This window comes from Pedobacter sp. PF22-3 (assembly GCF_026239555.1).
Classification (GTDB): domain Bacteria; phylum Bacteroidota; class Bacteroidia; order Sphingobacteriales; family Sphingobacteriaceae; genus Pedobacter.
In genome coordinates, this window is record NZ_JAPIVP010000025.1 from 29,243 (window position 1) to 55,574 (window position 26,332).

Consider the following 26,332-nt stretch of genomic DNA (forward strand, 5'->3'; position numbering starts at 1 on the left):
CTTAAAAAAGATTAGATTTTTCTGCACTGTTAAGTTCTACAATTTTACCGCTTTGCATAGTCATGTTTTCTTTTGCACTAAACATGCTAATCTCTGAAGCAATTTCGTTTGATGTATCTGCGGTTCTTTTAAAATCTTTTGTTGCCAGCTCTGTCCTGTTGTTTGATGTTTCAGAAACATCGCCAACAGCACTTAAAGAATAATTATTTCCTGCAGTAGTGGCAATATCCCTACCAGCATTGGTCGATTGGTTTTGTCCAACCTGTATATCCATATTTTCACCTACATTAATCTGCATATTTTTACAGTTCAAAGTCATGTTCTCCAATGCAGTAATGGTAATATTATTGCCTTTGGTATCTATATGGATAATGTTGTTATGGATATCGGTAATTTTTATTCCTTGTGTGCCAGCATTATCGTCGAACTCAACAAGGTGCCCGCTCCGGGTAATAATACTTTTAAGGTGATTTTTAATTAAAGGGCTGCTATCTACGCTGGAACTGTGGTAAACACTACCCATTACAACCGGACGCGCAATATTGCCTTCTTCGAAAGCGATCATTACCTGATCGTCGATCTCAGGGATAGCAAAGTAACCACGGTTATTGCCTCTATCTCCAATACCTGCACTTGGGGTAACTACACGCAGCCATTCGGTAACATCATTGGTTAAACATTCCCATTTAAATTTTACCTTAATTCGGCCCTGACCCTGTGGATCGTTATTATCAATCACATCTGCCAATTGCATATCGGGCTGTGGTTTTTCAAAGTTTTTCACCAATAAACGTTCCGTAGTGGCTATTCTGCCTTCGAAATTATTGTGGTATTTACCATTCTCGTCGATATGGTGCTTGATATTTGTAATCAGAAACTTGCCCAAACTTTCGGTGGCAAATGCCATTTCTCTTCTCAGGCTCATCGTAATTTCAGCAATACTTCCAATACTCAATCCTGCGTTATCACCTCTGGCCGTAACCTTTAAAAGTTCACTGGTATTGGCCTTTTCTTCATTTTCTACCAGGTTTTTGATATCGTTATTATTGTCAACCCTGATTAAAGCAGGTTGATTAAAAGTTTTGCTAAAAGTTAAATTGGAAGCTTTAACGGCATGCGATAAATCAGGGGTACCTTCTACCTTTCCTGTACTCTCGCTTTGCAGCATTTCATTCTGCTTTGGATTGTACGAAAACCGTTTATTTTTTATCGGTGCAATTTCCATGGCATATTGCATTTCCTGCACATCTCTACCATAAAACAACGATATTTCTTTCTGTATGTTCGGTTTACCAAAATTAAGCTGTTTACCATCGTAAAAAAACCACTCATGGTATTCGGCCGAAAGACGGTTTAGAAAAGCAAAATCGCTTTCTCTGTATTGAATAATATAATCAATAGAAGTACTTCTGGTGGCATTGGCCACTACCTTTAAATCGTTAGCGGGTGTATCTTTAGTAGCCAGTTTTACGATCTCATTCAGATCTTTATCCAGATAAGAGCCCAGATCGGGTCCACGATCAATTAAAATAGTTGGACTGTAACCGCTTACGATTAAAACACCATGGTAACCATGATTTTGTGACAGTTGCACTTTAGAAACCAGACCTACAAAATTCTGCATGCCTTCTGGCGAGTGGCCAAAAGATGCGGTTAAGGTTTTACCAACAAAATCGCGGCTATCATCTAAAGTGATCAGCCCCGGTGCACCCATTTGATCATGGTTAAAACGCAGCTCAAAATAATGGTGTTCGTTAAAAGCCTGTGTAAGACTAAAGGAAGCAAAATGGGTAATTTCCTTATCTTCTATATTGATTTCTGCAATGAGTTTCTTTTCCATATTGATTAATCTTGATCACAAAATTACCCTAAGCTAAATCCAGTTGCCGAGTTTTAATGCATAACTTTTCTAGTAAAAATGATTCCATTTTTATACCAGTACTGTTCAGATGATTTTTGTGTGCGGATGCCGAACCAAACATTTTACCAGGGTGGTAAATGTTTTCTATTGCAATATATTTGCTTTGGCCAGACATAATTGAGCTTTAATATAAAAATAGCTGACAGGACTATCCCAATCTTGCTATGATAATTTAGATATACTATATAGTAACTGAAGCGCTTTGAACTAGATACGCCCCGATAAAATCGGGGCGTATCAATTTAATTGATATGCATAAAATGATTAAGCCTTTGGCCAATCATTTTCGTGTTCGGCGTTACCTAGTTTTAGCTTACGTGCCGATACCACAAAACTTAAAGTCATCGGTGTATTGTCGTTAACTGCAATACCCTCATTATATTGGATAATGTAGCCATCTTCGAAAGATAATTCCTTCATTTTTGCATCTTCCTCACCTTTTTTGAAAACGATGTTTCCTGAAAGCGGCTTATACTGATTGTTAACCATCGATTCGATTACTGAAGTATCTTCTGTAGATTCGATTTCGATGTTGATGGTACCACCATAAACACCTGATGATGGACGGCCTTTTGCGTCAACATCTCTATTTAATGAAAAGCTGCACTGTAGTACATCAAACTCTTTTGATCCTAAGTTTAAACGGGTTTTGAATGCCATTGTAGTAAAATTTAAATGTTTTTAAATGAATGAATTGTGCTGAGCGGCTGGCGTGGAGCGGAGAGCGTGGAGTTTGGCGAATGCCGTTAGGCGTTTAGAACTTTAAACCCACCTCTCTACGTTTAGCGTTTAAAGGCTTAATGGTTAGTATTTATACACCTTAAACCCTAAACCTCACACCCTAAACCTTCCTTAGGCCTTCGGCCAATCGTTAAGGTGCTCTGCGTTTCCTAATTTTAGTTTTCTCGCTGAAATCTGGAATTTAAGCGTCATTGGGTGATCGCCCACAATGTTTATCCCTTCGGAATATTTAACAATGTAGCCATCCTCGAAATGAACTTCTTTCATTTTGGCATCTTCCTCTGTTTTCTTGATCAGAAGGGTTCCTGTAATAGGTTTGTACTGGTTGTTTACCATCGCCTCGATAATTGAGGTGTCTTCGGTTGATTCGATCTCAATGTCGATGGTACCGCCATAAACTCCAGAAGAAGGTCTTCCTTTTGCATCTACATCGCGGTTTAACGCATAGGCACAGTGAAGCACATCGTACTCCTTGCCCGAAAAATTTAATCTAGCTTTGAAAGCCATAGTTTTAAAATTTAAAGGTTAAAAAATTGATTATCAGTAGCCTCCGCTACTATGATCTTATAACCAAATATCAGGCCAAACAAGCTATATATTGCTCATTAATGAGCGGTAATAAAATTTCCAAGAACCTTAAAATGTACATTTACGCCCTAAAAACGTAGTTAATCAGGATGATTTGTGGAAAAAATGTGGAAAAATCCGAATCTATCTTTAGTGTTACAAATACATTTCTGCACATGCAGACAGTACAAAACTGTAGCAACTATACACAAAGTGTGGCATTTTAGGACAATTTTATAAATTTCAAAACGCTGGCATATCTCCTAAAACCAGATCATAGGAATCTTAAATTAATTGTGACCCAAATTTTTCCATCTTAGCCAACCACTTCTGGCTGTAATGATTTTCAAGAGAATGTAATTCGCCTATGGTATTGGTCAGTACAGGGCTCATTTTGCATTTTTCAAAAACTACTTTTTTGATTGAAAGGTAGGTAGTCTTCTTATTTGCCTTCCACTCCTTAAAAGTAGCCTCGTCTAAAATAGATACAATTCTTCCAGAGCGGCCACTAAAGTCATTATTTACATTTTGCTGTTGGGTAGCAAAGACCTGATCGGGCATAAACAAACGATCAAAAAAGCCTTTAATTTTTGCCGGAATATGATCTACATACACCGGACAAAAAAGCACAATGTGGTTACTTTGCCTAATCGCTGTTAAAGCTTTCTGCAAATCGGGTTCTAACTCGGCAATCTGTCTATTGTTAAATAGTTTGTTCGAGTTAAAAATCAGATCGATGATGGCTAACTCCCTTACGGTAGCGCCAACACTTTCTGCACCTTGCTTATAGGCGTTAATCAGGAAATTTGTAGATGCGTTTTTTTCGATATCCCCATTCAGGATAAGTATTTGCTTCATTTTTTTTGATTAATCTGATTGGGCCGATGCGTTACAAAATTATAAAGAATTTGTTAAGTGTTATGCATACCCCATAAAAAAACCCAACGCTATGGTTGGGTTTTTATTTTCAGCTATCAAAAACTATTGCTGATTATATTCTGAACTCCAGGTGGTACTTTCATCTTCACCTTTATGTCCATCTAGTTTTACCACAAAACTTTTAGCCGGAAAATATGGCGTAATGTGTATATCAAGGTGAATTCTGTCCTTTTGTTGCTCGTCTCTTTCAAAACGCATGATCTTAAAACGCTCAATCAAACGGTCAGCGCCCTGGATGCCATCTAAAAATTTAACAATCTGGCCACGCAAGTCCTGTTCGGTTTTAGATGTCCAGTTTTCGAAAGCCCTTCTATTCAAGAAATCGAACAATACTTTGGTAATATAATCGAATACACGCACTACTGAATAGGTTTGTAGACCAATATTATCACCATTAAACAGCGTCTTAGCAGAGAAAGCCATTACTTTACCATACTCGTTAACCATCGGCACTAAACCTACACGTTCTAAATGAGAGATTTCACTTTTCTTTAAATCGAATTTTACACCATCAACCTCATTTATAGCACCATGTTTTTTACCCGCCGTTACCTGCGACATTAGGGTATAGTACATTTTACCTGCTAAAGCGGCCGAACCTGGCACGGTAAGATCATCTTCCTCGCCCACTTCTGCTACTTTACCGCGGCCAACCAGCCAGTTACAGGTCATGATTACGTTTGATCTGAAAGCGTCACCACCGGTAAAGTTTGCTGCAGTAAATAAATCGAGTACATCATCCGGTTGATCTAAATCGGCAAAATCGGTTACCAGCATCGCTTTATTGTTGTGTGCGATCTTAGCCCATCTTTCTAATACTTTATTGGAACCCATGTAACCTGGAACAACCATTAACGAATAGTTATTACGAAGATCTAAGCGATCATAATTCTGCTTTAACTCATCATCAACATATTCGATAAAACGCGGATTATCAAGATCTTTAATCTGATCCATTGATGCATTTAACAGCACCACGTTTTTCAGTTTCTCTGATTCTGTATTTTTATAGAATAAATGAACCGAACGGTAAGCCTGCTCCAGTTCTCTGGTGCTTTCCAGCGCGGTAGCGATGTTCTTATTTAAGTTTTCTTCTGCGGAATTCAGTTTTTCGGTACTTTTTTCTACCATATCTGCCACAGAGTTGGAAGACTCAAGCACATCTATCCAAAGTTGGATTTTCTTTTTCAGCTCTTCGCGTTCTTTCTTCTTTTCATCGCCGGTTAGAAAAATCTGTTTTCTTGCTTTTCTTTCGGGATTTAAATTCTGAAGGCCATCAACTGTAGCTTCTAACAAATCGAAACCGCCAACCTTGGCTAGTTTTTCTAAGTTATCTTTAAGTGATGTTTTTTCTATGGTTTTACCCTCTGCCGGTTTAAAACCTACTTCGGAGATATTTTGGTCTGCTTTTAATTCTTGAGGATTTGACATGTTTTCTCAGCGTTTAAATTATTTATTTTGCTCCAATTCATCAACAAAGTTCTTCAAAGCATTGATGAAGGCAGATTTGGTTTCTTCATCATCAAGTGTAGCTTTTAAGGTTTTGTTTGATTTTAACTGTTTAATTACATTCAGCGACATCTCGCGCTCAATGTTAACATTGGTAAGGTAATTACTTTGATTGATGATATTTTTTACGCCAAAATCACCCAGGTCGTTAAAGTTTATGGTTTCGCCAACGGTAGATCCGTCTTGTTTTTCGAAAGCTACTTTTACATTTGGTTTATAATGAGCAAATACTTCCTTTACCGTTTTTAATCCTTCTACCTTTTCTGGTTTTATCGGTTCGTTATCGGTAAGCTTCTGTACAAAAAGCGTCTTGTTATGGGCAATCTCTGCGAAAGCTTCTGAGGTATCAATTTTCCGCTCGTTACCTCCAATTTCATAGTTAAACATAGTATGTCGATTTAGATTTAAGATTAATTTTTTCTAATAATATAATAGTTAACGTTTTAACTCAATTTTTGTTCCAATATTTAAGCTTATGGCTGAATAATATTCCATTCTAATTTATCATCCTCTGCATGTTTGCTTACTTTGATCTTTGATCCTTTTTTCAGCTCACCAGAAATGATGTATTTGGAAATTGGCCTGCGCAAAAGATTTCTGATTACCGCCGATAACTGTCTTGCACCATACTTTGGTGTAAAACCATCTAAAGCAATCATTTTTTTGGCGTCTTCTGCTATTTCAAACTCGATACCCATTTTGTTTAGCGATTGTACCAAACTGTTCAGCTGAATTTCAAAGATGCGCACCACATTGCTTTCGTTAATCGGTGCAAATGGAACTATTTCAGAAATCCGCGCTAAGAATTCAGGACGGAAATGTCCGGCCATAACTTCCATTAATTGGTTTGATGCTGGAATAACGCCTTTCCCTATCTGTTCTGCGATCCATTCGCTACCAATATTTGAGGTAAAAAGAATAAGCGAATTACTAAAATCGCCTTCTTTTCCTAAACGATCGTGCATATGGCCTTCGTCCAAAATTTGCAGAAAGGTATCGAAAACCGAAGGGTGTGCTTTTTCAATTTCATCGAACAATAGCACAGAATACGGCTGCTGCCTGATTTTATTTACCAACAAACCGCCTTCTTCATAGCCCACGTATCCCGGAGGCGCACCATAAAGCAGGGCTGCACTGTGTTCTTCTTTAAATTCTGACATATCGAACCTGATCATTGCCTTTTCATCGTTAAATAAAAACTCGGCAATTGATTTGGCCAATTCTGTTTTACCCGTACCGGTTGGTCCCAGTAAAAAGAAAGAACCGATAGGCTGTCCTTTTTTGTTTAAGCCGCTACGCGATTCCAATATGGCATCTGAAACAGCTTTTAAAGCCTGATCTTGACCAACCACTCGTTTTTTAAGGTATTGCTCCATATTGAGCAATTTTTCCTTTTCACCGGCCTGTAGTTTCCCCATCGGGATGCCTGTTTTATAGGCCACTATTGAAGCAATATCCTGTTTGGTGATGCGGTCGCTTTTTTCTGCAGCATATTTTTTTAATTCCTGTAGGCTGCTGCTGATATAACCCCGGTATTCATCGGCGGTTTCGAAGGCATCGGTCTGTGTCTCATCAGTTAAACGGCCCAATAAAACCGGACTTAATTTATTTTGAAGTAATGAAAAAAGCCATTTATAATCTGCAAATCGATCGGCTTCTGATTCCTCTGTATTGGCGTTTAATGTTCCCAGCGCTGTCTCTAAGCTATCAATGGCCTGATCAGAAGTATCGTTCATCATTTTCATGGCCGCCATGGTCCTGTCTAACAGATCAAAAGCTGAATCAGGCAGCCTTCTATCTTTCATATAACGCTTGGCCAAACGCACACACTCGCCTAAAGCATCTGGCTCAATGGTTAGCGTATGGTGCTCTTCGTATTTAACAGCCAGTTTCTGCAACATTTTTATGGTGCTTTCTTCATTTGGTTCATTTACCTGAAGCACTTCAAAACGTCTGCTGAAAGCCTGCTCTGGCTCGATAATCTTACGGTATTCATCAACAGTGGTAGCGCCGATCACCGTTATTTCGCCACGGGCAAGTTCTGGTTTTAACAAATTGCCAATGCCAGCACCCAAAGGGCCTTTACTATCTAACAGCGTATGGATTTCATCAATAAACAGTACCGCTTTTTCGAACTGTTTTATTTCTTTAATGATATTTTTTAAGCGGTCTTCGATTTCTCCTTTATAAGATGCACCCGCAATTAACGAACCTAAATCCAATTCAAAAAGCTGAACTGGTTTTAAACGCTCGGGAACATTCTGATTTACAATATCGATAGCAAAACCATCTACCAAAGCTGTTTTCCCCACACCCGCATCGCCAGTTAAAATTACATTCGGCTTGGTTCTGCGGCAAAGGATCTCCATCATTTGGCGGGTTTCTTTATCGCGTCCAATTATCGGATCTGTTTTACCATCCCGAACTGTTTGCAGGCGATCTATACAATATTTATAAAGGGCATTGCCGGTACTTTTATTTTCGGCACCAGCAGTTGTTTTATCTGGCGAAACTACCTTCGAAATTTCTTCATCCTTTACATAGATATCCAAAATTTCGCGTTCTTTGATCGGAAAAGATTTCAACTGATCAGGCTGAAAACCGATACCAGGTTTTGCGAGCGCGGTTAACACACAAACTGGTGTGATCAAATCAAGTCCAAGTTTAATGCGTACATTATCTGCTTCTTCAAAAATAACCGCAATTTCTGGCGCACCGCTAACGGTATCGCTAAGGCTTGACGATTTCTCCTGTTCATCTATCCGAACTTCAGCCCACTCGCTGATATACTCATCATCTTTCCCAATGGAAGCAATAAAAGACCTTAAACCAACATCTTTATGCATCAATCCTTTAAGGAGATGAGCTGCGGAAAACACCTCGTTCCTATATTCTTTTGCCAGCGACTGTGCAATATGCAGCGCTGTTTTTACCGATTCGCTTAAGTTTGTAATTGCCATAGCCTTTAATTGGTTGTAGGCAATACTGCCGGATTAAAATTATTTTCGGTAATATAGTAGTATAGCTTGCCGTTTGAAATAAACTGCTGTTCAATCTGCGTAGCCCTTTTAATCTGCTGAACCGACTGATCCAATAATTTAATGTAAACTTCAAACTGATCTAGTGGCATTTTAGAGGTGTTCTTTAAATCACTCACAATGTATTTGGATAAAAACTCATTGTTTAAGGGCAAACCTGTAACCAACTTGATGTAGTTTGTTAAAGTCATAGCCTTAATATCTCCAGATGAGATCTTCATACCCAATAACTGCTTAGGCATTCTTACATAGTTTTTAACCAACTTACGCCTGAAAGAAGATTGATCTGCCTGCAGATTTTGTCCTAACATAACCGAAAAAACATCTAAAATCTGCTTGTACTCCATATTGTTTAGTACAATCGCATATTGCAATGTGGATGGGTTATTTTTTACCACATCGGCAGACAGGTTTGCAGTTGTATAGTATTTAAAAGCATTGTGCGGCATACGATCGGCCACTTCCATACCAACTGGCTGAGGCAATAAAGCTTCTACATCAGCGGCTAAATTTTTGCGCGAAATCCCCGTTAAGCGGAAAGCACTATCCAAAGAGCTGATCTGGTTGTAAATATCCATATTGGTTTCTTTTACAAAACGGCGCAAGGCAATCGTCATGCTCTGGTTGGAGTTTACAGACCCTTTAGTAGGGAAAACCACACCACCTTGGATCAAACTGTTTTTAGGATAGTCCAGGTAGTAAGAAATAGAATCCTGCAGGCTGGTATTGTAAGGCTGAAAGCTTTTTAAGCCTTCACCTTTAACCATCGTATTTTTTCTATACTCGGCTGCACGGATGGCCGATTCTGAAACCAGTTTACGTGATTGGATAACAAAATCGTTAAACGACTGGTTAAAATCGCTGTATACCTGTAAAGCTAAAATACGGGCATCGGCAAGGGCAACCTGTTCGCTCATCTCGTTAATCAGGTAATTATTGGTACCGTTTGTATTGCCGGTACTACCTACTAAAATAATTAAATTGGTTTCGTTCTTTTTTACTTTAAATAAATTTAGCGCTACTTTTAAGGCGCTAAAAACAGGACTTTCTGTAATCTCTCCATTACATCTCATGGTATTTTTTGCCTGGTTTGATAAGAAGGCCATGAATTTCCTATAATCATCCTGAATCGGGCTAACAAAAATGCCCTGCTGTCCGCAGCCAGTTTCACCGCGATATACCACGCCACCATAATTTACTTTGGTTCCTTTGCCAAAATCGCCCATTATACTTTCAAATGAACCAATGGTGTTGGTCATTCCAGAAAGATACTTGGTCATTGGGCTTCCGCCATCTACTACGAAAACAACATTTACCTTTGTTTTATTTTTACGCAGCATCAGGTAATCCTGATAAGAAAGTGATGATCCGTTAATGGTTAAGATCTTATTATCCTTTTTGTTGTAAACATCTGTGGCAATACCTACTGTGTTGCCTGCTTCGTCATTTGAAACGACAGGCACACTACGCAGGATCAGGTTTTCTCGTGGCAATAGGGGATCTATTACAAAATTAGTTCCGTTATTGATTCCGTTTTTAATGGCCATAGCGGTAGAATCATCCTTGTCATAATCTCCAGGTTTAACAGAAGTGATGTATAAACGATCGCCCCAGTGGTGTACCGCCTCGGCAGAAACCCATCCATAAATACTTTTCAGGGCAGTATCTGCAACCAATTGATCATCTGAGCCGATCAGATATTTTTTACCATCTTCCGATTTTTTATAAATGTAGGCAATTTCGTGCAACCTCACTTTGGCTCTTCTGTCTTTAAGTTCGGGCGTATTGTAAACCAATATAGAATCGGTAGTATCGAAATAAAATTTTGGTTCGGTTAAAGCATTTTTTCCATTAACAATACCAATTGCTTTCTCTGCATAACCAGTTTTTTGGTTAGAAAAAGCACGTTGCCATAAAAGCAGTTTGGATTTTGCAATCCACCCGTAACTGATGGCACTTTTTTTATCATTGATTTTCCTTCCCCTGATCATTCCTGCTTTATACTTAATCAATTTAAGGTAGCCATTCTGTTCTTTAGAAACATAAAAAGGTTCCATAAAGCTTATTTTTTTCATAATAAGGCTTCCACCTGGGGCTGTTGTTGTATAATTATCTTCACGATCGGAAAAAACAATCCATGGCAGGCTGCTTCTGTTCGTATTATCGTTAACGTTTATGGTTTCAGCCGGCCTCTCGTAAGATTTAGGCATATATTTTACTTTTTTGCCAAAGGATGCCGGTGATTGTGCATAGGCAAACGATATTCCTAAAAATAGGATGCTTAAGGCATATAATTTTTTCATATTCTTTGTAGATGAGCTTAAAATTAGGTTAAGTGGTTAATCTATTTTGTTTTTGCCGGAGCAGCATCAGTAGTTGCTGTTGCCGCGGGCTGGGCTGTTCCTGAATGTTGTTTAATATTTAACAAACTGGCACAGGTTGAGTTTGGCTTAATGGTTAATTGCGCCTCGTCTACCGCTATTTCGCCCCCAAATGTTAAGCCCATACAGTATGAATAAATATCGGTCTGTTTTTTCTTACCATTCATTTCTACGTTCACAGTTACTTTTTCATTGTTGCACATGTATTTGTTAATGAGGTAGTAATAGTTGGAATTAAAATCTGCACCATTGGCTATGGCTTGTAAGCGGGCCCGGATATCGTCAATGGTTTTACGTTCTCCATCACCGGGAGCAACTAAATCTTCTACTATTTCAGCATTTGGATCAGTAATCAAAATATTTAAAAAAGCTGGTTTAGCTGCTTTATCTGACCGAAGACGGACTACATATTTTCCAGGTGTACGGTAAGTATACAAAGCTGTTTTTCCTTTAACGTCAACACGACCGGTTTCTCCGAAAGACCACTCAAAATCTTTTCCTGCGCCATCACCCTCAAGCCTGATCTCTTCGTTAACCAAACCAGCTGTTGGGCCGCTAATGGTGAGTACGCTATCTACAACCGGCGTATGCACTGTATCGCGTACCGTAACCGGAAATTCCTGGCGGAGTTCACCATCAACGGTTAGGCGCACAATATAAGTGTCTGGCTTGGTGTAATGATAAGTTCCTGTTTTTGTGGTGGCTTTTTCGCCATTACCAAATTCCCATAACCATTTTGAGGCTTTTGGAGTATTATCGGTAAAAACCAGATCTTCATTTAAATAAATTTCATCCTTAAGGATTCTCGCATCAATTGTTCTTTTTTCGAACAATGAACTTTTAAATAAGAAAATTAAGCCTGTTAAGAGCAGTACAGCCAAAAGGATGTACAAAATAACATAGCCCTGCGAATTTGAATTAACTTGCTTGGTGTTTGTTTCAGACATAGGTAGCGTTTTTTATAGGTTGTTCTTGGTAATGTTTATCTTGCAGACATCGTTTGCTGTAACTGACGCCGATTGGTGATGCAATCATCTAACTGTCTTTTATGCAGCTCGATATCAGAAATATTTCTATTTTGTTCTTGTCTATCGTAAAATAATCTATCGTATAACTGTGCAGTATGCACGAAGATTTTATAACGTGAATCTGAAGCCTTGCGATCAAATGCAGCTTTAATTGAACCTAATGAAAGCTGGATATCGTTCTTTAAAAAAACGGCCTGTACATTTGGATTGTAACGCGTAATCTGTTTAAAAGTAGTATCAATGGTGGGCATGGTTTCTTTTACCATACTTTCGAATGCTTCATTCTCATTGATTTTAACTTCAAGCTCTTCCTTAGAAATTTCGTACTGCGATTTATCGCTATAAAAAATCCCAAAGCTCAAAAGCCCAACGGTAAAAACGAACAACGCTATAAAAAACAAGAATTGTTCGCGTCTTTCTTTTATGCTTAACTTTATCATATCGTTTTAAATTACCTGCCGTATCTACCGTTCCTGATTTTTTGTGCTGCTGATTGGTTTGCCTTCTGGCACTCGTTTATCCGTTCTTTATACCGCTGTATATCACTCCTTGATTGGAACAGCGAATCTTGTAAATCGGCCATTGCACCGACATTTTTGTTCAGTTTTTCGTACAGATCAAAACTTGGACTTGGTTCGGTTTTTTTAGAGATCAAATCTTTTATCCTGTTATTGGCGCTCTGAATATCACTGAGCAGGATACTTTGCTTGCTCATTTCGTTCGCATTATAATCGCGATATTGGGCAAGTTCTTTAAAACGAACCTGGATTAGATCAAAATTAGTATTGATGTCTTTTCTGAGGTAAGAAAGTTTTTCTGTTTCCTTTACTTTTTTATCAAGTAAGCTATATTCGTAGTCTGAAGCTGCAAAAAACAGATAAATACATAATATAGAGAATAGTGTAAGCAGCACAAAGTCTAAGATAAACTTGGTGTAAGCGCTCCTAATTTCGATGGCGTTAATAGGTTTCATAGAGGGTTAATAGTTTCACATCACAATGGCACAATGATTAATCTGACACCAACTTTCACTCAAAATCACACATTCCTTTCAAATTATCACCGTACTATAACAATTTTTAATATTTGTTGTTTGGTTATAAAAACGATTTTATTTCTTTTACTTTTAACAAACTTTAAGCCAAACCGTTTATGTCTGAAAATTTTTATAACAAACCCTTCAGATTTAAGTCCATTTTTTCAGGTAATGGCCTTCAGCCTACCGACTTGGGTAAATCAATTTCGAACCACATAGAATTGATTATTTTTACCCGGTTTGGGGAACATAGGTACCACAACAATTTTGGTTGCGAGATATGGGATCTTGATTTTGAATTGATTGTAAGTGAAAGTATTTGGGAGGAAAAATTTCGCAAATCCCTACTAAAATCCATTACAGACTATGAATTTAGAATATATGATACTTCAGTTGAAGTACATATTACCGAGGTAGAAAACGTATATCCGCTACGTAAGATAACAGAGATCAAAAAAAAGGTAGATATTAGCGTAAGGGCGCTGATAAAAACCACAGGAGAAAAATATTTCTTTAATACCGCATTATTTCTTAGTCCACTATCAACCTAAAATTAAAACGCTCAAAATATTCTACACATGAAGCCAGTTTTTTATTCATCAAAAGATGAAATCAGAAATAGAATTCTAAAAAATGCCGAAGATTTTTGGAATGTTAAAGACAGTAACGATTTTGATCCGCTTGTAAAGCTGATTATTGATGCCCTAAGCAACGAACTTTTTAACGTATCCAATGATGTAAAAAACCTGGAAAATAGGATCTTTGACAAAATTAGCCGCATTTTGGCTCCTGATCATTTAACCTCATCATTACCTGCCCATGCCATTATCCATGCCCGGCCTATTGAAGAGGAAGATTACCTTTCACCATATACCCAGTTTGCTTTTAAGAAAAACATCCAACAGGAAAATGATAAGGCTAAAAAAGCAGACATTTTCTTTAGCCCTTTACACACGGTAAAGGTTAACAATGCATCAATAAAATACATTGCCACCGGAACTACACTTTTTAATGTAGAACAATTGAGTAAACAGCCAGTGCTAAATACATTGCCAGGTTTTTCTGTAGAGAAGAATACCTTATACATTGGTTTTAGTGGATTAAAAACCTGGATGGACTTTAATAAACTGAACTTATTTTTCGATTGGAAAAATTATTCGGTACCCGAAAATACCTACGATCTTTTATCGTTGGGAAAATGGTTTTATAAAGACAACGAAATTACGGCTTATACAGAAAGATTTATGGATGAGCCTTTAACGGGTAAAATTGAAGCCCCGTTTCACCATAAACAGTTGCTTAATCTAATTAAGGCCGATGTATTACAGTTTTATAACAACAGATTTATTACACTTGGCGATCTTAATGATTTCAATATTGATGATAGCAAAGAATTACCTGCTGCTTTCGCTAATATTTTTCAACCAAATGCTTTAAACCAGATTGATCCAAAAGTGAAATGGCTAAAGGTAGTTTTCCCCGCAGCCATTAACCAGGAAATGCTAAATGAGCTCCATATTTATATCAATGCTTTTCCGGTGGTGAATAAAAAATTAAATCAGATTAAACACCGGCTTAAAACCATGAACAATATCATCCCGATTAAAACGGAAGCGATGGACCAGATGCTGGCGGTAGAAAATCTGAAGGACAATAAGGGAAAAAGTTATAACGAAATTCCTTACACCAATGAGAACGATACGGGCGATGGTTCATTCTCCATCAGATATGGTGGCACCGAGCGTTTCGACACCAGAAATGCAAAAGAACTGGTTGATTATCTGTTTGAGCTGCTTAGGGATGAGAAAGCTTCATTTTCGGCATATGGTCCCGATTTTTTAAGTACAATTCTTAAAAATTTAGAACAAAATATTGCCCTTATTGAACAAAAGAGCCGTTCGGCATTAAAAGACATCAAAGAATTACCCAGCTATATTGTATTAAAGCCGATTGACGATGCCGATATTCTATTTTTAGATATTTGGGTTACACAGGCCGAAGAGGCCAACCTAATTAATGCGGGCAGCCGATTAGCGCTATACGATAACAATATGGTAAATGCAGAAAGTATCTTTTTGTTAAGCCAAACAAAAGGAGGCCGATCAAAGTTAAACGCCACGAACAGCGTACAGGCTTATAAATATGGATTGACTACGGCAGACCGGATTATTACTAAAGCAGATGTAATTAATTTTTGCCGTTACGAACTGGGCAACAAGCTAAAAGGCATTACGCTGGCCAAAGGTATTATTATGGATAACAAACCAAATGCAGGTTTTATTAAAACAACTGATATTATCATCGAACCTGCAGATAACCTTCAGCTCAGTGCACAAGATTGGGAAGAGCTTTTAAACCTTACCTTGGCTAAATTGAATTTAAGAAGCACAATGAATGTGCATTATCGATTAATGCTGAGGCCAACATTGTACAGAACGGTTTAATAAAAGATTTGTCATTACAATGGCGCTTCACTTAAAATGTCCTCAGTGCGACGGCAGCGATCGTTGTAGGATTGCCTCATGCCTTGCAATGACGACCTCTACCAGTATTAATAGAATTTTAAAGATAAACCGTATAACCTAAAAAAGCACGCTCGCCATCTTCACTCAATACCGTTTCCTGTAAATCGGGTGCAGTAAGGAGTTCAACATTAACATCTGTATCTACAGGCATTAAGTAGTTTATGGCCATATCCAGAATGGCCCTATTCTTTTGCCCCGGAATAAAATTGACCAACTCCTGTGGGGAAGTTGGACCAATGTTAATATTGAAAGATTCATGCTCTGGCATAAAACTATCTCCTATAATGGTATCAATGCCAAGTGAGCCAGAGCCCAACTGTATTTGCAGGTCGTCTGCAATTTTTATGGGCTTAACATTAGCTGTAGCATCTACAATCGCAATTGGCAGATTAAACAACGCGGTTAATACTTTTGATACAAAATCGATATCGTTTCTTTTCTGTTGAATTTCCGGTAACAAGTGCATCCAGATAATGCTCTGCTCTTTATTTAGGAGATTAAACTCATCCCATCCAAATTCGAAAATCCGGCTTAAATCAGAATAGGTTGTTTTTTTATCGAGCATATTTTCATATAGCTCAGTCATGATTCTTACGTGATTAATTTCGGCATCAAATGGGGTAAAAAACAATCGGGCCTGCTTTTCCTCCTCCCTCCTTTCCCTGATATCCTTAATCATCGATTCTTCATCCATACCAGCACTACCTGTTGGCGGCCGGTGAAAAAGACCTTCGGGCAGCATATCATATAAGCCTTCTCTATTAACGTTAATACGGATACGGTCGTGCCTTCTTTTTTCAGAATAATAAACACTGGTGTCTTCGATGTCTTTTGCAAAAGCGCGCTTATCGGGCCCTATCGGGATGATTTCGATACGATCGGCCGCTATAATATTACGTTCTATCAAATCAGCCGCGTGGGCTACTGCCTTGTAATCTGTAAAGAGTTCGTTATTTATAAAAGTTTCTTTTTTCATTTAAACTTTAAGCTTGCATTTTTGTTATAAATTAAATTTTTCCATCATCGAAAAAATAAGATATTATATCAAATACTAAAGATACTATATTTGTACTACATCTCATCTATAAAAATTAATGGACGTTAAATCATTTTTTATTCGCTTTCTCCTGTTTCCGCTGATCTTTATGGTCTCAACGGCAGTACTCTCTGTCATCAATAAGAAGAACCAGTTTTTAAACAACAAAAAACTTATTGTAAGTGTTCTAATTATCGGTATTATTTTAGCCATTCCAGGTTTTTTGGGCTTCCTCAATTTTAATTTTATGCCCTGGGGCTATATTATCTGCTGTACTTTTTACATTCTCATGGGCGTCGTGTTTGTTTATTTACTAACCAAGTATTATCCTAAAGATTTGCTGGAGCGTAAAGTATTTATCTTTTTCGCCACCCTGGTTGCGGCCATTTTATCGGTATATTTATACCAACTCGCCTTTAATTGGTTAAGTTCTGTAAATTTCGGCTGGTTTGGCGCGGGCAGCATTGCCTGCTTCTTTGTTCCACTTCTTTTTTGGTGGGCTTATGTTTCCCTATTGAGTATTCCTTCAGAAATCTACAAAATATGGAGGTATCCTGATACACCTTTAGACATCAACATGGATCATGTCGATTTCAACAGGCTTTTAGTATTGGAGTTAGAACTCTATAAAAGGAGCACCGATCCAGAACCATTAAAGGTAAAAGTTAAAGCTGTAGAAAACATGAACTTCGGTATCTGGTTTCATAAGTTTATTGATGATTACAACCTGAAGTTTGCCAAAAGCCCTGTAGAATTCAGGAGCGATGACCAGGAGAATTATAAGTGGATTTTCTTTATTAAAACTTCCTTTTTTAAACGTAATATTTTCATCGATCCCGATTTGGATATTATTGAGAATGGTATTACAGAAAAAATGACCATTTACGCAAAACGCGTATCAGAAAATGTAAATAAGCCTAATGAAGTTGGCGAAAGTGCTATCTTTATCTAATCTATAAAAACACATTTTACCATGATAAAGCCGCTTAAATACAAATCCATCAATTGGATTAATGGCATGAAGCTCTCCAGTGATCATTTTACGGTAAGCGACCTCTATTTGCAGGATTTTGTCCGAGATGCCGTATCGCTACAACTAAACAACAGCAATTACGGATTTTTACCCCCTTTTGCTGGTTATAAAAGCTCTCACGACATCGAAATTATTGAAAAAGCAACCAATCACATCGAAATCAGGGTGAGATACTGTAATGCAGTTACGCCAGAGGGCTGCCATATCGATATTACACAGTCTGACAATATGGATAATTTGGTCCATAACCATTACTTTGGACAATCAGAACCACGTAACTATGTTATTCTTTTGGTGGTGAGCCCATTTAACCGCGTGCCAACAGGTACTCCAAATCCTGAAGAAAGCCCAATCCGTTATCCTGAACTGACTAAAAACTATTCTATTACTGTTTTACCAGAAAGTGAAGTAAGTTCGCAAACAGCAGACAGCTATTTTCTAACAATCGGACAGGTTTATTATGAAAATGGAAGATTATCTATCAACAATAGTTATATCCCACCAAGTTCAACAATAACAAGCCACCCGGCATTAATCAGATATTACGAATCTTTCAGTGTATTATTGAACGATTTGCAACTAGCCGCTTTCAAAATCATTGATAAAACAGGCGGACGTGATAATATTACACCATTAGGCAAGAATATCCGTTTAATTTCTGAAAAGATTGTAGATTATATTGCAGGCTTATTTTACGAATACAGAAATATTGCACACCGTGAATCGCCCGTTGTTTTAACGGGTTATTTTTCTAGTTTGGCGCATATCTTTTTTACAGCCATCAAACTGATTGATCCGCGTGAACGGGAAGAGCTGCTTAAATATTTTTACGAGTGGAAAGATGTAACCCCAGGAAATTTTGAAGAGCTTTTAGCTAAAACCATCGAATTGGTTTACGATCATAAACAGATTAACAACAGCATGTTGATGGTAAATGAGTTTATGAATGTGCTGGTAGCACTTTGGAATAAATTGAGCGGTTTAGAATACATCGGCCAGCGCAAAGAAAACATCGTAGTAGCCGAACAGCAGGTTGTACAACAGGTACAAGCCAGAAAAACCTGGACATTGCTGGATTAAAATCATTTCTCGGAATACATTTATAATGAAGCTGTACCCCAAAAAATGGGTACAGCTTTTTTGTTGATTTAAACTCAAAGCGTGATTTCTCCGGATTAAATGTTGAGTGTATGCTTTATTGAGCTTAACGAAGTATTGAAATGCCAGATAAAGTTTAAGGTTGGTCCTTAGACGGCTACCATTGACAGACAGCAATAGTGCTGTCGCCTTTCTCGCGCATACGGGAGCCACGAAGTGCTCAGCGAAGCTAATCTGTAAAACGCTTGCATTAAGATATATTCATAAGGTTCCCAATCAGGCTGGAATGACGATCTCTTGAGGAATATTACCTAAAAACCTGAGTTCGATAAATATTTATGTATTTTAATTAGTTTTAACCCCCTTTTTCTAAAGCTATCGTCATGCTGATCCGATAGTTATCGGATTTATTTTATTAGCAGTTTTTATTGTTTTAAAGGCCTAATAGCTACTTCGTGGTCAGCATCTTTCTTGCTATTAAGACCCTGAAACAAGTTCAGGGTGACGACCGTTCATGCAAAGTGCAAATGACCCGAATTAAAGCACATTATTAATCGAACTCAGGTTAATAAATTTTATCTGTCAATCATTTTAGTTTTTATACAATAAATTATTCCTCAGGTTGACAATTCTACATTTATGATATAGCCTTATAAATCCATCAAATCCGAAGAAATCCCCTTCTACGCTACCATCGACATGATTTTTACTCCAGAACCAACAATTTTTGAGCAGTGATTTCTTTTTTTCAGATCTTCTTGCACGAATAGATAATACTAAAGAATACAACATAATAATATAAAACATACAACACAAGTATGAACATTTGTATAACAAATTTACTGATTATTAGCCATCTATCGGTTATTAATACCTTTATTTTGCTTCCCTAACCAATATACATTGTATGAAAAAACAAAACTCACTGACAAGTGTAACCAGGAAGGTTACTTTTGTTGTAGCTGCAACCTTGGTGTTTGCAAGCGCTGCATGTTTAACAGGCTGTAAAAAAGACCAAAAGATGGCACCAGAGCCAGTTACAGCTTCTACCAAACCAGGCGCAACGGTAGAAACCTACCAATCGGGTACAAATAACGGCTTCTTTTGGTCGCTTTGGAAGAGTGACGGCGCAACCGGCACAGTAAATTACGCCAATGGCGCTGCCGGAAATTACAGCATTAACTGGAACGGATTTAACGGTAATTTTACTTGCGGTAAAGGTTATTCTGTAGGGTCAACAACCTATAAAATAGGTTATAACCTGAGCACTTATTCTAATTCCGGAGGTGGTACTTTTGGCTGGTACGGATGGAGCAGAAGCCCTTATTATGAATATTATGTGAATGAAACCTGGGGTTCGGTTTCACCTCACACCGGCACTTTCCTGGGGACATTTAACAGCGATGGTGCAGCTTATAACGTGTGGACCCGGTGGATGACAGGTAAAAATATCGACGGTGGTGACGGTTTCAGGCAGATTTATAGCTCGAGGGTTACCAAAACATCTACCGGACAAAATCACACCATTACTTTTGCCAACCACTACAACAAATGGCAAAGTTACGGATATACGCTTGGTCAGTTAAATATTCCAGCCATTATGGTTTCAGAAACATGGGGATCTAATACTAATGGCAATATTAATTGTACCATTTGGGCACAGTAAACATTTGTTTAAAATGCGCACAACATTACTGCCTGGCACATAAGCCGGGCAGTATGTATCGCAGGTACTTTCTAATCACTTACCTGGATTAAATATTTTTAATATTTCAACAATTAGTTACCATGAGAACTATCCTTTATTTCCTTGTCTTTTTCATTTTTATCCTTTCCGCCTGCCATTCGCCAAATCCTAAAAATATAGATGGAAATAAAAACATACTGATCGGAAAATGGCATCGGTTTTCTACCGCAAATGGCTATAGCGAATTTGATATTGATTCGCAATATGTAGTTTTCTATAACCAGAAAGTTGGCCGGTTCAAACTTCCTTACAAAATAGAAAATGATTCTTTAAAATACCTCAACAAAGATTATGTAGCAAAGATTACAAACTATGGCGACTCGATTCTTTTGGAAGGAAATGATAGTACTGAAGCCGTTTTGCACAGATTTAAAGAGCCGAATATTCCTTTTAAAACCATTCCTGAACAAAAAGATTCTTTATCATTTGCATCATACATCGCAGATTTCGATAAAAGATTAATCAGTGAGTTTGAGAAAGCCGGAATAAAGATTGCTAATGCTGCGGAAAAACAGGGAAACCAAATATACGAAGAACTGTTAAAAAAGAAATCAGCAAATAGATAAAGGTGTTTAATGGTTTGGAAAACTTAATTTTGGCTTTAGCCGGATCGTATGACTATCCTACCGGTCTACCCTTTATATTGCCCCCTACCGGGCTATTGCTCCAGGGCAAGCAGTTCAAAAAATTGTTAATTCTGTCACTTACAGTCAAGATATTTAATGATAGAACTAGTTTGTAAACCATCACTTAAGCAACTCCAGAAAACAGAAAAGCCTGTAAAAATTTAATTTACAGGCTTTTAGTTAAAGTAATACACCTGCATTTCTGCCCAGCTGGCTGATGTTGCCCATATTGTCATAGTTTAGAACCTCACTCATTTAAATATTGGTACTATTGGTCAACCTGTTCAGTTTATCATAACTGTAACTGAAAACATTGGTCGAGACTGGTATCCGAATCGCTAATATAATTCTTTAGAAATCCGTAATCTCCTTATTATCACTTCCAACCCACAAGACTACAGACAGATAGTTTCTCCGTCGGTTGATGTAGCCAAAAAGATAGCCGATACACTCGAAGTATCGCTCGATTACCTGGCCGGGGAAGGCAGCAAGACAGGCTTTGACAAACAGCCCCTAAAGCTTATTGACGAGATAGAGGAACTCGAACCCTCCATTAAGGACAAACTCCTTTTCCTGGCAAACGCCATCATCCGTGATGCTAAAACCGGTAAAGCCTATGCAGGATAACAATCGACACCTCAAGATTCTCCAGGCTCTGGCGGCTGGCACCGACCCCATAACCGGAGAGGTATTCCCTACCGATAGCCTATAAAACCACCCAGAAATCATCAGGGCGCTTTTCTTTGCTCTTGATAAACTTAGGACAGTAGCCGAAAAAGGCAACCAAGGCTTGGCCTGGAGTGAAGAAGAGGATGTATTGCTGGCAGAACGCTTTGGTAATGGCTCCAAGATTACCCAACTCGCTAAACTCCATTCCCGTACTTATGGGGCAATCAAAGCCAGGCTAATCAAACTTGAACTCCTACAGAAATAACAAAGCCCGGCAATTTTTACATTGCCGGGCGCTTTGCCATATCCTGTTTTTTTCTCACACGTGAAACACGTATCAGCTTAGTTACTCAATTTTAATTATATCATTCCCTTTAACCGTTAAGACATCTAAAGTTTCATTTATTTCATCAACAAATTCTACTTCAAAAGTCGAAGGAAAATCGGAGTAAACAATTAGAACAGTGCCTTTACATCCTTTGAGTACCTTATCATTTAAAGATTTTAAAGACTTTACAATATCATATTCCTTTATCATAATTTTGTGAGAATTGACTATTTAACTGGAAAAGCTGTAATTAATCTAACAACATTATCGTTATTTTTAATCCAAGCTGTCATAACTTCAATGGTTCGTCCATTGGCCCCAGTAACTTTTATAACTTGATTAAACTTAGTTCCATACTGGGTTACAGCGGTTTGAACAGCTTTACCAGAATCAAACACTAATTGTTTTGCTAATCCCGCTGAGTTTGCTTGAGTATAACCCAGAGCTTGTTGAAACCATTTTGCTTTACTTGCCCCAACAGCATGTTCAGCATTTAGTAAATAACCCGCTAATTTTTCTTCTACGGATAACTGAGATAAAAGGGATAAACTTCCTTTTGACCCAAAAGGAGGATTGATCTCAAATTTAATATAGGATACATGAACGGGATTACCATCATTATCATAGTTTATGCCCTCATAATCTCTTCCTCCATTAAGGCTATACCAAAGCCTTCCATACCAACTGGTTACTTTGTTTATACGAGGGGCCTTCTTAACCAATGTCTCAGAATCAAATGGGTCCTGCTTCTTTTTATTAGGTGGATCCTGTTCTTGATTAGACGAAGAATATTGACTTTGTATTTGTCGAAACATAGCCTGTGCTTCTTCTGCATTATCAGAGCTTACGTTTCCATTAGCATCTGTAGTTTGCATTCCATCGGGATCTATGAAACGAATTGGATTATTATTGCCATAAACGTAAGGACTAAACCTTCTGCTCGTTTCAGACATCGGGTCTATGGCATTCCACCTTCCAATCACCGGATCATAGAACCTTGCGCCGTAATCATACTGCCCCAACTCCTCCTGCAACTCCTTACCATTGTAAAGATATTTATTAGTTCCCCCAGTTGCAACTTTTCTTAAGCCAAATGCATAATAGTCGTCGCGTTGCAGCACTTCCAGCTGGTTGGTCGTAGGGTTTTGGTAAAAGGTAACCCTTACATTGCCCAAATGGTCGCTTAGGTTATATTCATAACTATAATTGTTTCCGCTTCTACGGGCTAAGCCCTCTTCGGTTTGGATAAAATCGATACTGTTATTGGTATACTGGATACCATCAATATAATTGGTAGTAGTACCACCTGCCTGTTTTTGCAGTTTTTCGCCTGCAGCATTATAAATATAAATTAAATTCTGGCTTCCAGTGACCGTTTGCGGCAGGTTAAGGAAGTTGTATCCCAGAGTGATGTTCTTCTGGCTATCGCTGGTGAGGTTACCATTGGCATCGTAAGCATAACTGCTGTTGGTAAAACCACTGATGCTGGTCAACCTGTTGCCGTTATAACCGGTATAATTGTTAGTACCAAGATTACCACGCGCCAAACTGGTAATATTGCCCATTACATCGTAACTAATGGTTTCGTCCATGTTGTCACCTGCAGTTGCATTGGTCAGTCTGTTTAACTTGTCGTAACTATAAGTAAAGGCATTTGCCATACCGTTGGTATAATTCTGGCTAGAGATGTTGCCATTGAACTGTGGCAAGCTACCATCGTTATATTTCAGCTCCATGCTGAACTGATCAGAATTACTGTTCTTCATCCAGCCACGTTCGTTGTAAGCAAAGGTAGTGGCCTGGGTATCGTTGTGCATGTTCTTTTTGGCCAACTGGCCGATCTCGTTGTATTCGAGGTGGTTTAGTGCAACATCTCCCTGGTTGTTGATTGTTTTCAAAAGTGGCTATCTTGCGGCCTACATGATCGTACTCGTAGCGGTTGGAAAGGCGATTATAAAAGATTTTAAAGCCAAAAAAGCTTATGCAGGTTAACAACTGCCACCGGGAGGTTCTACAGGCTTTAGCCGCTGGTATCGACCCCGTAACCGGTGAAGTATTCCCTGCCGATAGCCCGTACAACCAGCCCCAAATCATAAGGGCATTATTCTTTGCCATTAACGAACTCGAAGCCCTCGCCGAAAAAGGCAATCAAGGCTTAGCTTGGAATGAACAAGAAGATAACCTGCTCACACAACGTTTCAGCGAAGGCATCAAGATTACCCAACTCGCCAAACTACATTCCCGGACTTACGGAGCCATCAAAGCTAGATTGCTTAAACTTGGATTGCTACAGAAATAACAAAGCCCGGCAATTTTTAAACTGCCGGGCTTTGGATATTATATCGATACGAGTGACACGCTCGCACCAGCTAGGGGGGATTTAATTTTTACAGTCAAAATTGACACTGCCGATCGTCGTTACCTTATTCTTATTTTTAAGAAAAACTTTATTGCTTCCTGGCGTTTTGTATATTGTATCCAGTTTGTTAATTAGTAAAAATACATTAGACTTATCTCCAAAAAAATCCAAGGTATCAATTTTACCAGTTTTGATGTCTTTTACTTCCACTATTGGGGTTGAATGCTGAGAAGAGTCTAAAAACTTTTCAACGACTACTCCGAAAAAAAAAATAGTGTTAAAATCTTGTTGCCATTTACACTTATCGTTTCCACCGAATGGGATGAATAAAAAAAGAGATGCAAATAGCAAAAAAAAAAAATTAAATATCTATATTTTTTCATAATCATCTAATGAAGAAATCTGCCAGCAGCAGCAGAAAAAGTAAATGGAATCCAAAATGGAACCGTATATGTACGCGTATTTGAACCTCCGCCCGTATATTTTGCTCCAATTGAAGGTCCAACACCAATTATATTATTTGTGACTTTCCCTTGCTTATTTAAGCCTTGGCTAAAAGACCCTGAAATGGGGCCTGCCCCTGCTCCATAAGAACGACCATCTCCAGATAGATCAAAGGTATTGCTGTTTGATTTCCCTACAAGTGCTTGTGCAGAAATTGAACCATCGAAAAACAATGGAGTCTTTGGAGTTCCAACCGTGAAAAAGGCTTGCCCCGGACCTTCCCCCTCACTAAAAAAACCAGCAGATATTTGTAAACCTTGATAAAATAGCCCGGCACCTGCATTAATAGAAAGACCTGTTCCAAATGCATCTGGCTTAAGGGTTTTAGCCTCAATTGATAACTGTCCACTTATTGATTTAGATGCATTTTCGCCCGTTTCAGCATTTGTAGCAGAACCGTCAGAATTTAAGTTAATAGCACCAACAGTAGTGCCGTCAGTTTTTTTAGTAGCTATTTGTGCCTGTTTACCAATATATTCAGAATTTGTACCTTGATACTGGTCAGCAGTTTTTTGATCAATAACCCTATCATCCCATAGATATTTGTTGCCTTTTTTTACCCAATCTGTACCTTGCATACCATCAGGATCAACAAACCTAATTGGATTATTAAATCCATAATTATAAGGAGAATACCTCCTCATCTTCTCAGCTAATGGATCAATCACATTCCACCTTCCTATCACAGGATCATATAACCTTGCGCCGTAATCATACTGTCCCAGCTCCTCTTGCAACTCCTTGCCGTTGTAAAGATACTTGTTCAGCCCCGCTTTTGCAACCGGTTCTTTTCTTAAGCCAAATGCATAATAGTCATCACGCTGCAGTACTTCTAACTGACCAGTATTGGGGTTTTTATAGAAAGTAGCCCTCACATTTCCCAGATGGTCGTTCAGGTTATATTCATAGCTGTAACTGCCTGCGCTATTGCGCGCAATCCCCTCTTCGGTCTGGATAAAATCGATGTTGCCATTGGTATATTGGATACCATCCACATAATCGGTAGTAGTTCCTCCGCTCTGTTTTTTCAGTTTTTCTCCTGCTGCACTGTAAGTATAACTCAGGTTCTGGCTCCCGCTTACTGTTTGTGGCAGGTTGAGGAAATTGTAGCCCAAGGTAATATTCTTTTGACTGTCACTTTTCAGATTGCCGTTGGCATCATAATCATAACTGCTATTGGTAAAACCACTGATCGTTTTAAGCCTGTTGCCTTCGTAAACCGTATAATTATTCGTACCAAAATTATC

General features: G+C 38.3%; 23 protein-coding genes. 7 read left to right on the forward strand and 16 right to left on the reverse strand.

Annotated elements, in window-relative coordinates; all coding sequences use genetic code 11:
- Position 1: 1 nt before the first annotated feature.
- From OQX63_RS22100 to tssO, 11 genes are all read right to left on the reverse strand, one after another.
- Entirely contained in the window at positions 2-1,840 is a 1,839-nt protein-coding gene (locus OQX63_RS22100) for a type VI secretion system Vgr family protein (RefSeq protein WP_265852973.1), read from the reverse strand.
- Between the two features lie 345 nt (positions 1,841-2,185).
- Complete coding sequence (tssD, locus tag OQX63_RS22105) at positions 2,186-2,581, reverse strand: type VI secretion system tube protein TssD (protein ID WP_090503945.1); 396 nt, start codon at positions 2,579-2,581, stop codon at positions 2,186-2,188.
- Between the two features lie 192 nt (positions 2,582-2,773).
- Positions 2,774-3,169, reverse strand: coding sequence for a type VI secretion system tube protein TssD (gene tssD, locus OQX63_RS22110; protein ID WP_090496868.1), 396 nt, complete (start codon positions 3,167-3,169; stop codon positions 2,774-2,776).
- A 345-nt stretch (positions 3,170-3,514) separates the two neighbouring features.
- On the reverse strand, positions 3,515-4,087 hold the full coding sequence (locus OQX63_RS22115; protein WP_265852974.1) for an NAD(P)H-dependent oxidoreductase: 573 nt from the start codon (positions 4,085-4,087) through the stop codon (positions 3,515-3,517).
- A gap of 123 nt (positions 4,088-4,210) precedes the next feature.
- A complete protein-coding gene (locus OQX63_RS22120; protein WP_265852975.1) occupies positions 4,211-5,599 on the reverse strand; it encodes a DUF5458 family protein in 1,389 nt (462 codons plus the stop codon).
- A gap of 18 nt (positions 5,600-5,617) precedes the next feature.
- Positions 5,618-6,064 carry a hypothetical protein gene (locus OQX63_RS22125; RefSeq protein WP_265852976.1) on the reverse strand — a complete coding sequence of 149 codons (447 nt, stop codon included), beginning with the start codon at positions 6,062-6,064 and terminating at the stop codon, positions 5,618-5,620.
- Positions 6,065-6,150: 86 nt separating this feature from the next.
- Positions 6,151-8,637 carry an ATP-dependent Clp protease ATP-binding subunit gene (locus tag OQX63_RS22130; RefSeq protein ID WP_265852977.1) on the reverse strand — a complete coding sequence of 829 codons (2,487 nt, stop codon included), beginning with the start codon at positions 8,635-8,637 and terminating at the stop codon, positions 6,151-6,153.
- Between the two features lie 5 nt (positions 8,638-8,642).
- Positions 8,643-11,018, reverse strand: a complete 2,376-nt coding sequence (gene tssR, locus OQX63_RS22135) for a type VI secretion system protein TssR domain-containing protein (protein WP_265852978.1) — start codon at positions 11,016-11,018, stop codon at positions 8,643-8,645.
- A 41-nt stretch (positions 11,019-11,059) separates the two neighbouring features.
- Positions 11,060-12,043: a PKD domain-containing protein gene (locus OQX63_RS22140; RefSeq protein ID WP_265852979.1), complete on the reverse strand. Its 984-nt coding sequence runs from the start codon at positions 12,041-12,043 to the stop codon at positions 11,060-11,062.
- 35 nt (positions 12,044-12,078) lie between these two features.
- A complete protein-coding gene (locus OQX63_RS22145) occupies positions 12,079-12,564 on the reverse strand; it encodes a type VI secretion system transmembrane protein TssO (protein ID WP_265852980.1) in 486 nt (161 codons plus the stop codon).
- Between the two features lie 11 nt (positions 12,565-12,575).
- Positions 12,576-13,097 carry a type VI secretion system TssO gene (gene tssO / locus OQX63_RS22150; protein WP_265852981.1) on the reverse strand — a complete coding sequence of 174 codons (522 nt, stop codon included), beginning with the start codon at positions 13,095-13,097 and terminating at the stop codon, positions 12,576-12,578.
- 179 nt (positions 13,098-13,276) lie between these two features.
- Here tssO and OQX63_RS22155 point away from each other — a divergent pair, with 179 nt between their 5' ends.
- Together OQX63_RS22155 and OQX63_RS22160 are read left to right on the forward strand one after the other, a co-directional pair.
- Positions 13,277-13,711 (forward strand): GPW/gp25 family protein, encoded by a 435-nt coding sequence (locus OQX63_RS22155; protein WP_265852982.1) that lies wholly within the window; start codon positions 13,277-13,279, stop codon positions 13,709-13,711.
- 27 nt (positions 13,712-13,738) lie between these two features.
- Positions 13,739-15,604: a hypothetical protein gene (locus OQX63_RS22160; protein ID WP_265852983.1), complete on the forward strand. Its 1,866-nt coding sequence runs from the start codon at positions 13,739-13,741 to the stop codon at positions 15,602-15,604.
- Positions 15,605-15,722: 118 nt separating this feature from the next.
- Here OQX63_RS22160 and OQX63_RS22165 read toward each other — a convergent pair whose 3' ends face one another.
- Positions 15,723-16,661: a type VI secretion system baseplate subunit TssG gene (locus OQX63_RS22165; protein ID WP_265852984.1), complete on the reverse strand. Its 939-nt coding sequence runs from the start codon at positions 16,659-16,661 to the stop codon at positions 15,723-15,725.
- A gap of 118 nt (positions 16,662-16,779) precedes the next feature.
- On the opposite strand from OQX63_RS22165, the gene OQX63_RS22170 reads away from it, so the two are divergent.
- The 4 genes from OQX63_RS22170 (at position 16,780) to OQX63_RS22185 (ending at position 21,165) form a co-directional block, all read left to right on the forward strand.
- A complete protein-coding gene (locus OQX63_RS22170; protein ID WP_265852985.1) occupies positions 16,780-17,673 on the forward strand; it encodes a TssN family type VI secretion system protein in 894 nt (297 codons plus the stop codon).
- 21 nt (positions 17,674-17,694) lie between these two features.
- Entirely contained in the window at positions 17,695-18,834 is a 1,140-nt protein-coding gene (locus OQX63_RS22175; protein ID WP_265852986.1) for a hypothetical protein, read from the forward strand.
- Positions 18,835-19,759: 925 nt separating this feature from the next.
- The gene (locus OQX63_RS22180; RefSeq protein WP_265852987.1) at positions 19,760-20,518 is read left to right on the forward strand and encodes a glycoside hydrolase family 11 protein; all 759 of its coding nucleotides are present in this window, start codon (positions 19,760-19,762) and stop codon (positions 20,516-20,518) included.
- Between the two features lie 122 nt (positions 20,519-20,640).
- The gene (locus OQX63_RS22185) at positions 20,641-21,165 is read left to right on the forward strand and encodes a hypothetical protein (RefSeq protein ID WP_265852988.1); all 525 of its coding nucleotides are present in this window, start codon (positions 20,641-20,643) and stop codon (positions 21,163-21,165) included.
- A gap of 1,075 nt (positions 21,166-22,240) precedes the next feature.
- Here OQX63_RS22185 and OQX63_RS22190 read toward each other — a convergent pair.
- Both OQX63_RS22190 and OQX63_RS22195 read right to left on the reverse strand, forming a co-directional pair.
- The gene (locus tag OQX63_RS22190; protein WP_265852989.1) at positions 22,241-22,432 is read right to left on the reverse strand and encodes a DUF4926 domain-containing protein; all 192 of its coding nucleotides are present in this window, start codon (positions 22,430-22,432) and stop codon (positions 22,241-22,243) included.
- Positions 22,433-22,449: 17 nt separating this feature from the next.
- Complete coding sequence (locus OQX63_RS22195; RefSeq protein ID WP_265852990.1) at positions 22,450-24,120, reverse strand: RHS repeat domain-containing protein; 1,671 nt, start codon at positions 24,118-24,120, stop codon at positions 22,450-22,452.
- An 83-nt stretch (positions 24,121-24,203) separates the two neighbouring features.
- Between OQX63_RS22195 and OQX63_RS22200 the strand changes: the two genes are divergently transcribed.
- Positions 24,204-24,521, forward strand: coding sequence for a hypothetical protein (locus OQX63_RS22200; RefSeq protein ID WP_265852991.1), 318 nt, complete (start codon positions 24,204-24,206; stop codon positions 24,519-24,521).
- 81 nt (positions 24,522-24,602) lie between these two features.
- Here the strand turns inward: OQX63_RS22200 and OQX63_RS22205 are convergent, their stop codons facing one another.
- Positions 24,603-24,932 carry a hypothetical protein gene (locus OQX63_RS22205; RefSeq protein WP_265852992.1) on the reverse strand — a complete coding sequence of 110 codons (330 nt, stop codon included), beginning with the start codon at positions 24,930-24,932 and terminating at the stop codon, positions 24,603-24,605.
- Between the two features lie 38 nt (positions 24,933-24,970).
- Positions 24,971-26,332 (reverse strand): RHS repeat domain-containing protein (locus OQX63_RS22210; protein WP_265852993.1); only part of this gene is annotated, 1,362 nt, incomplete at its 5' end.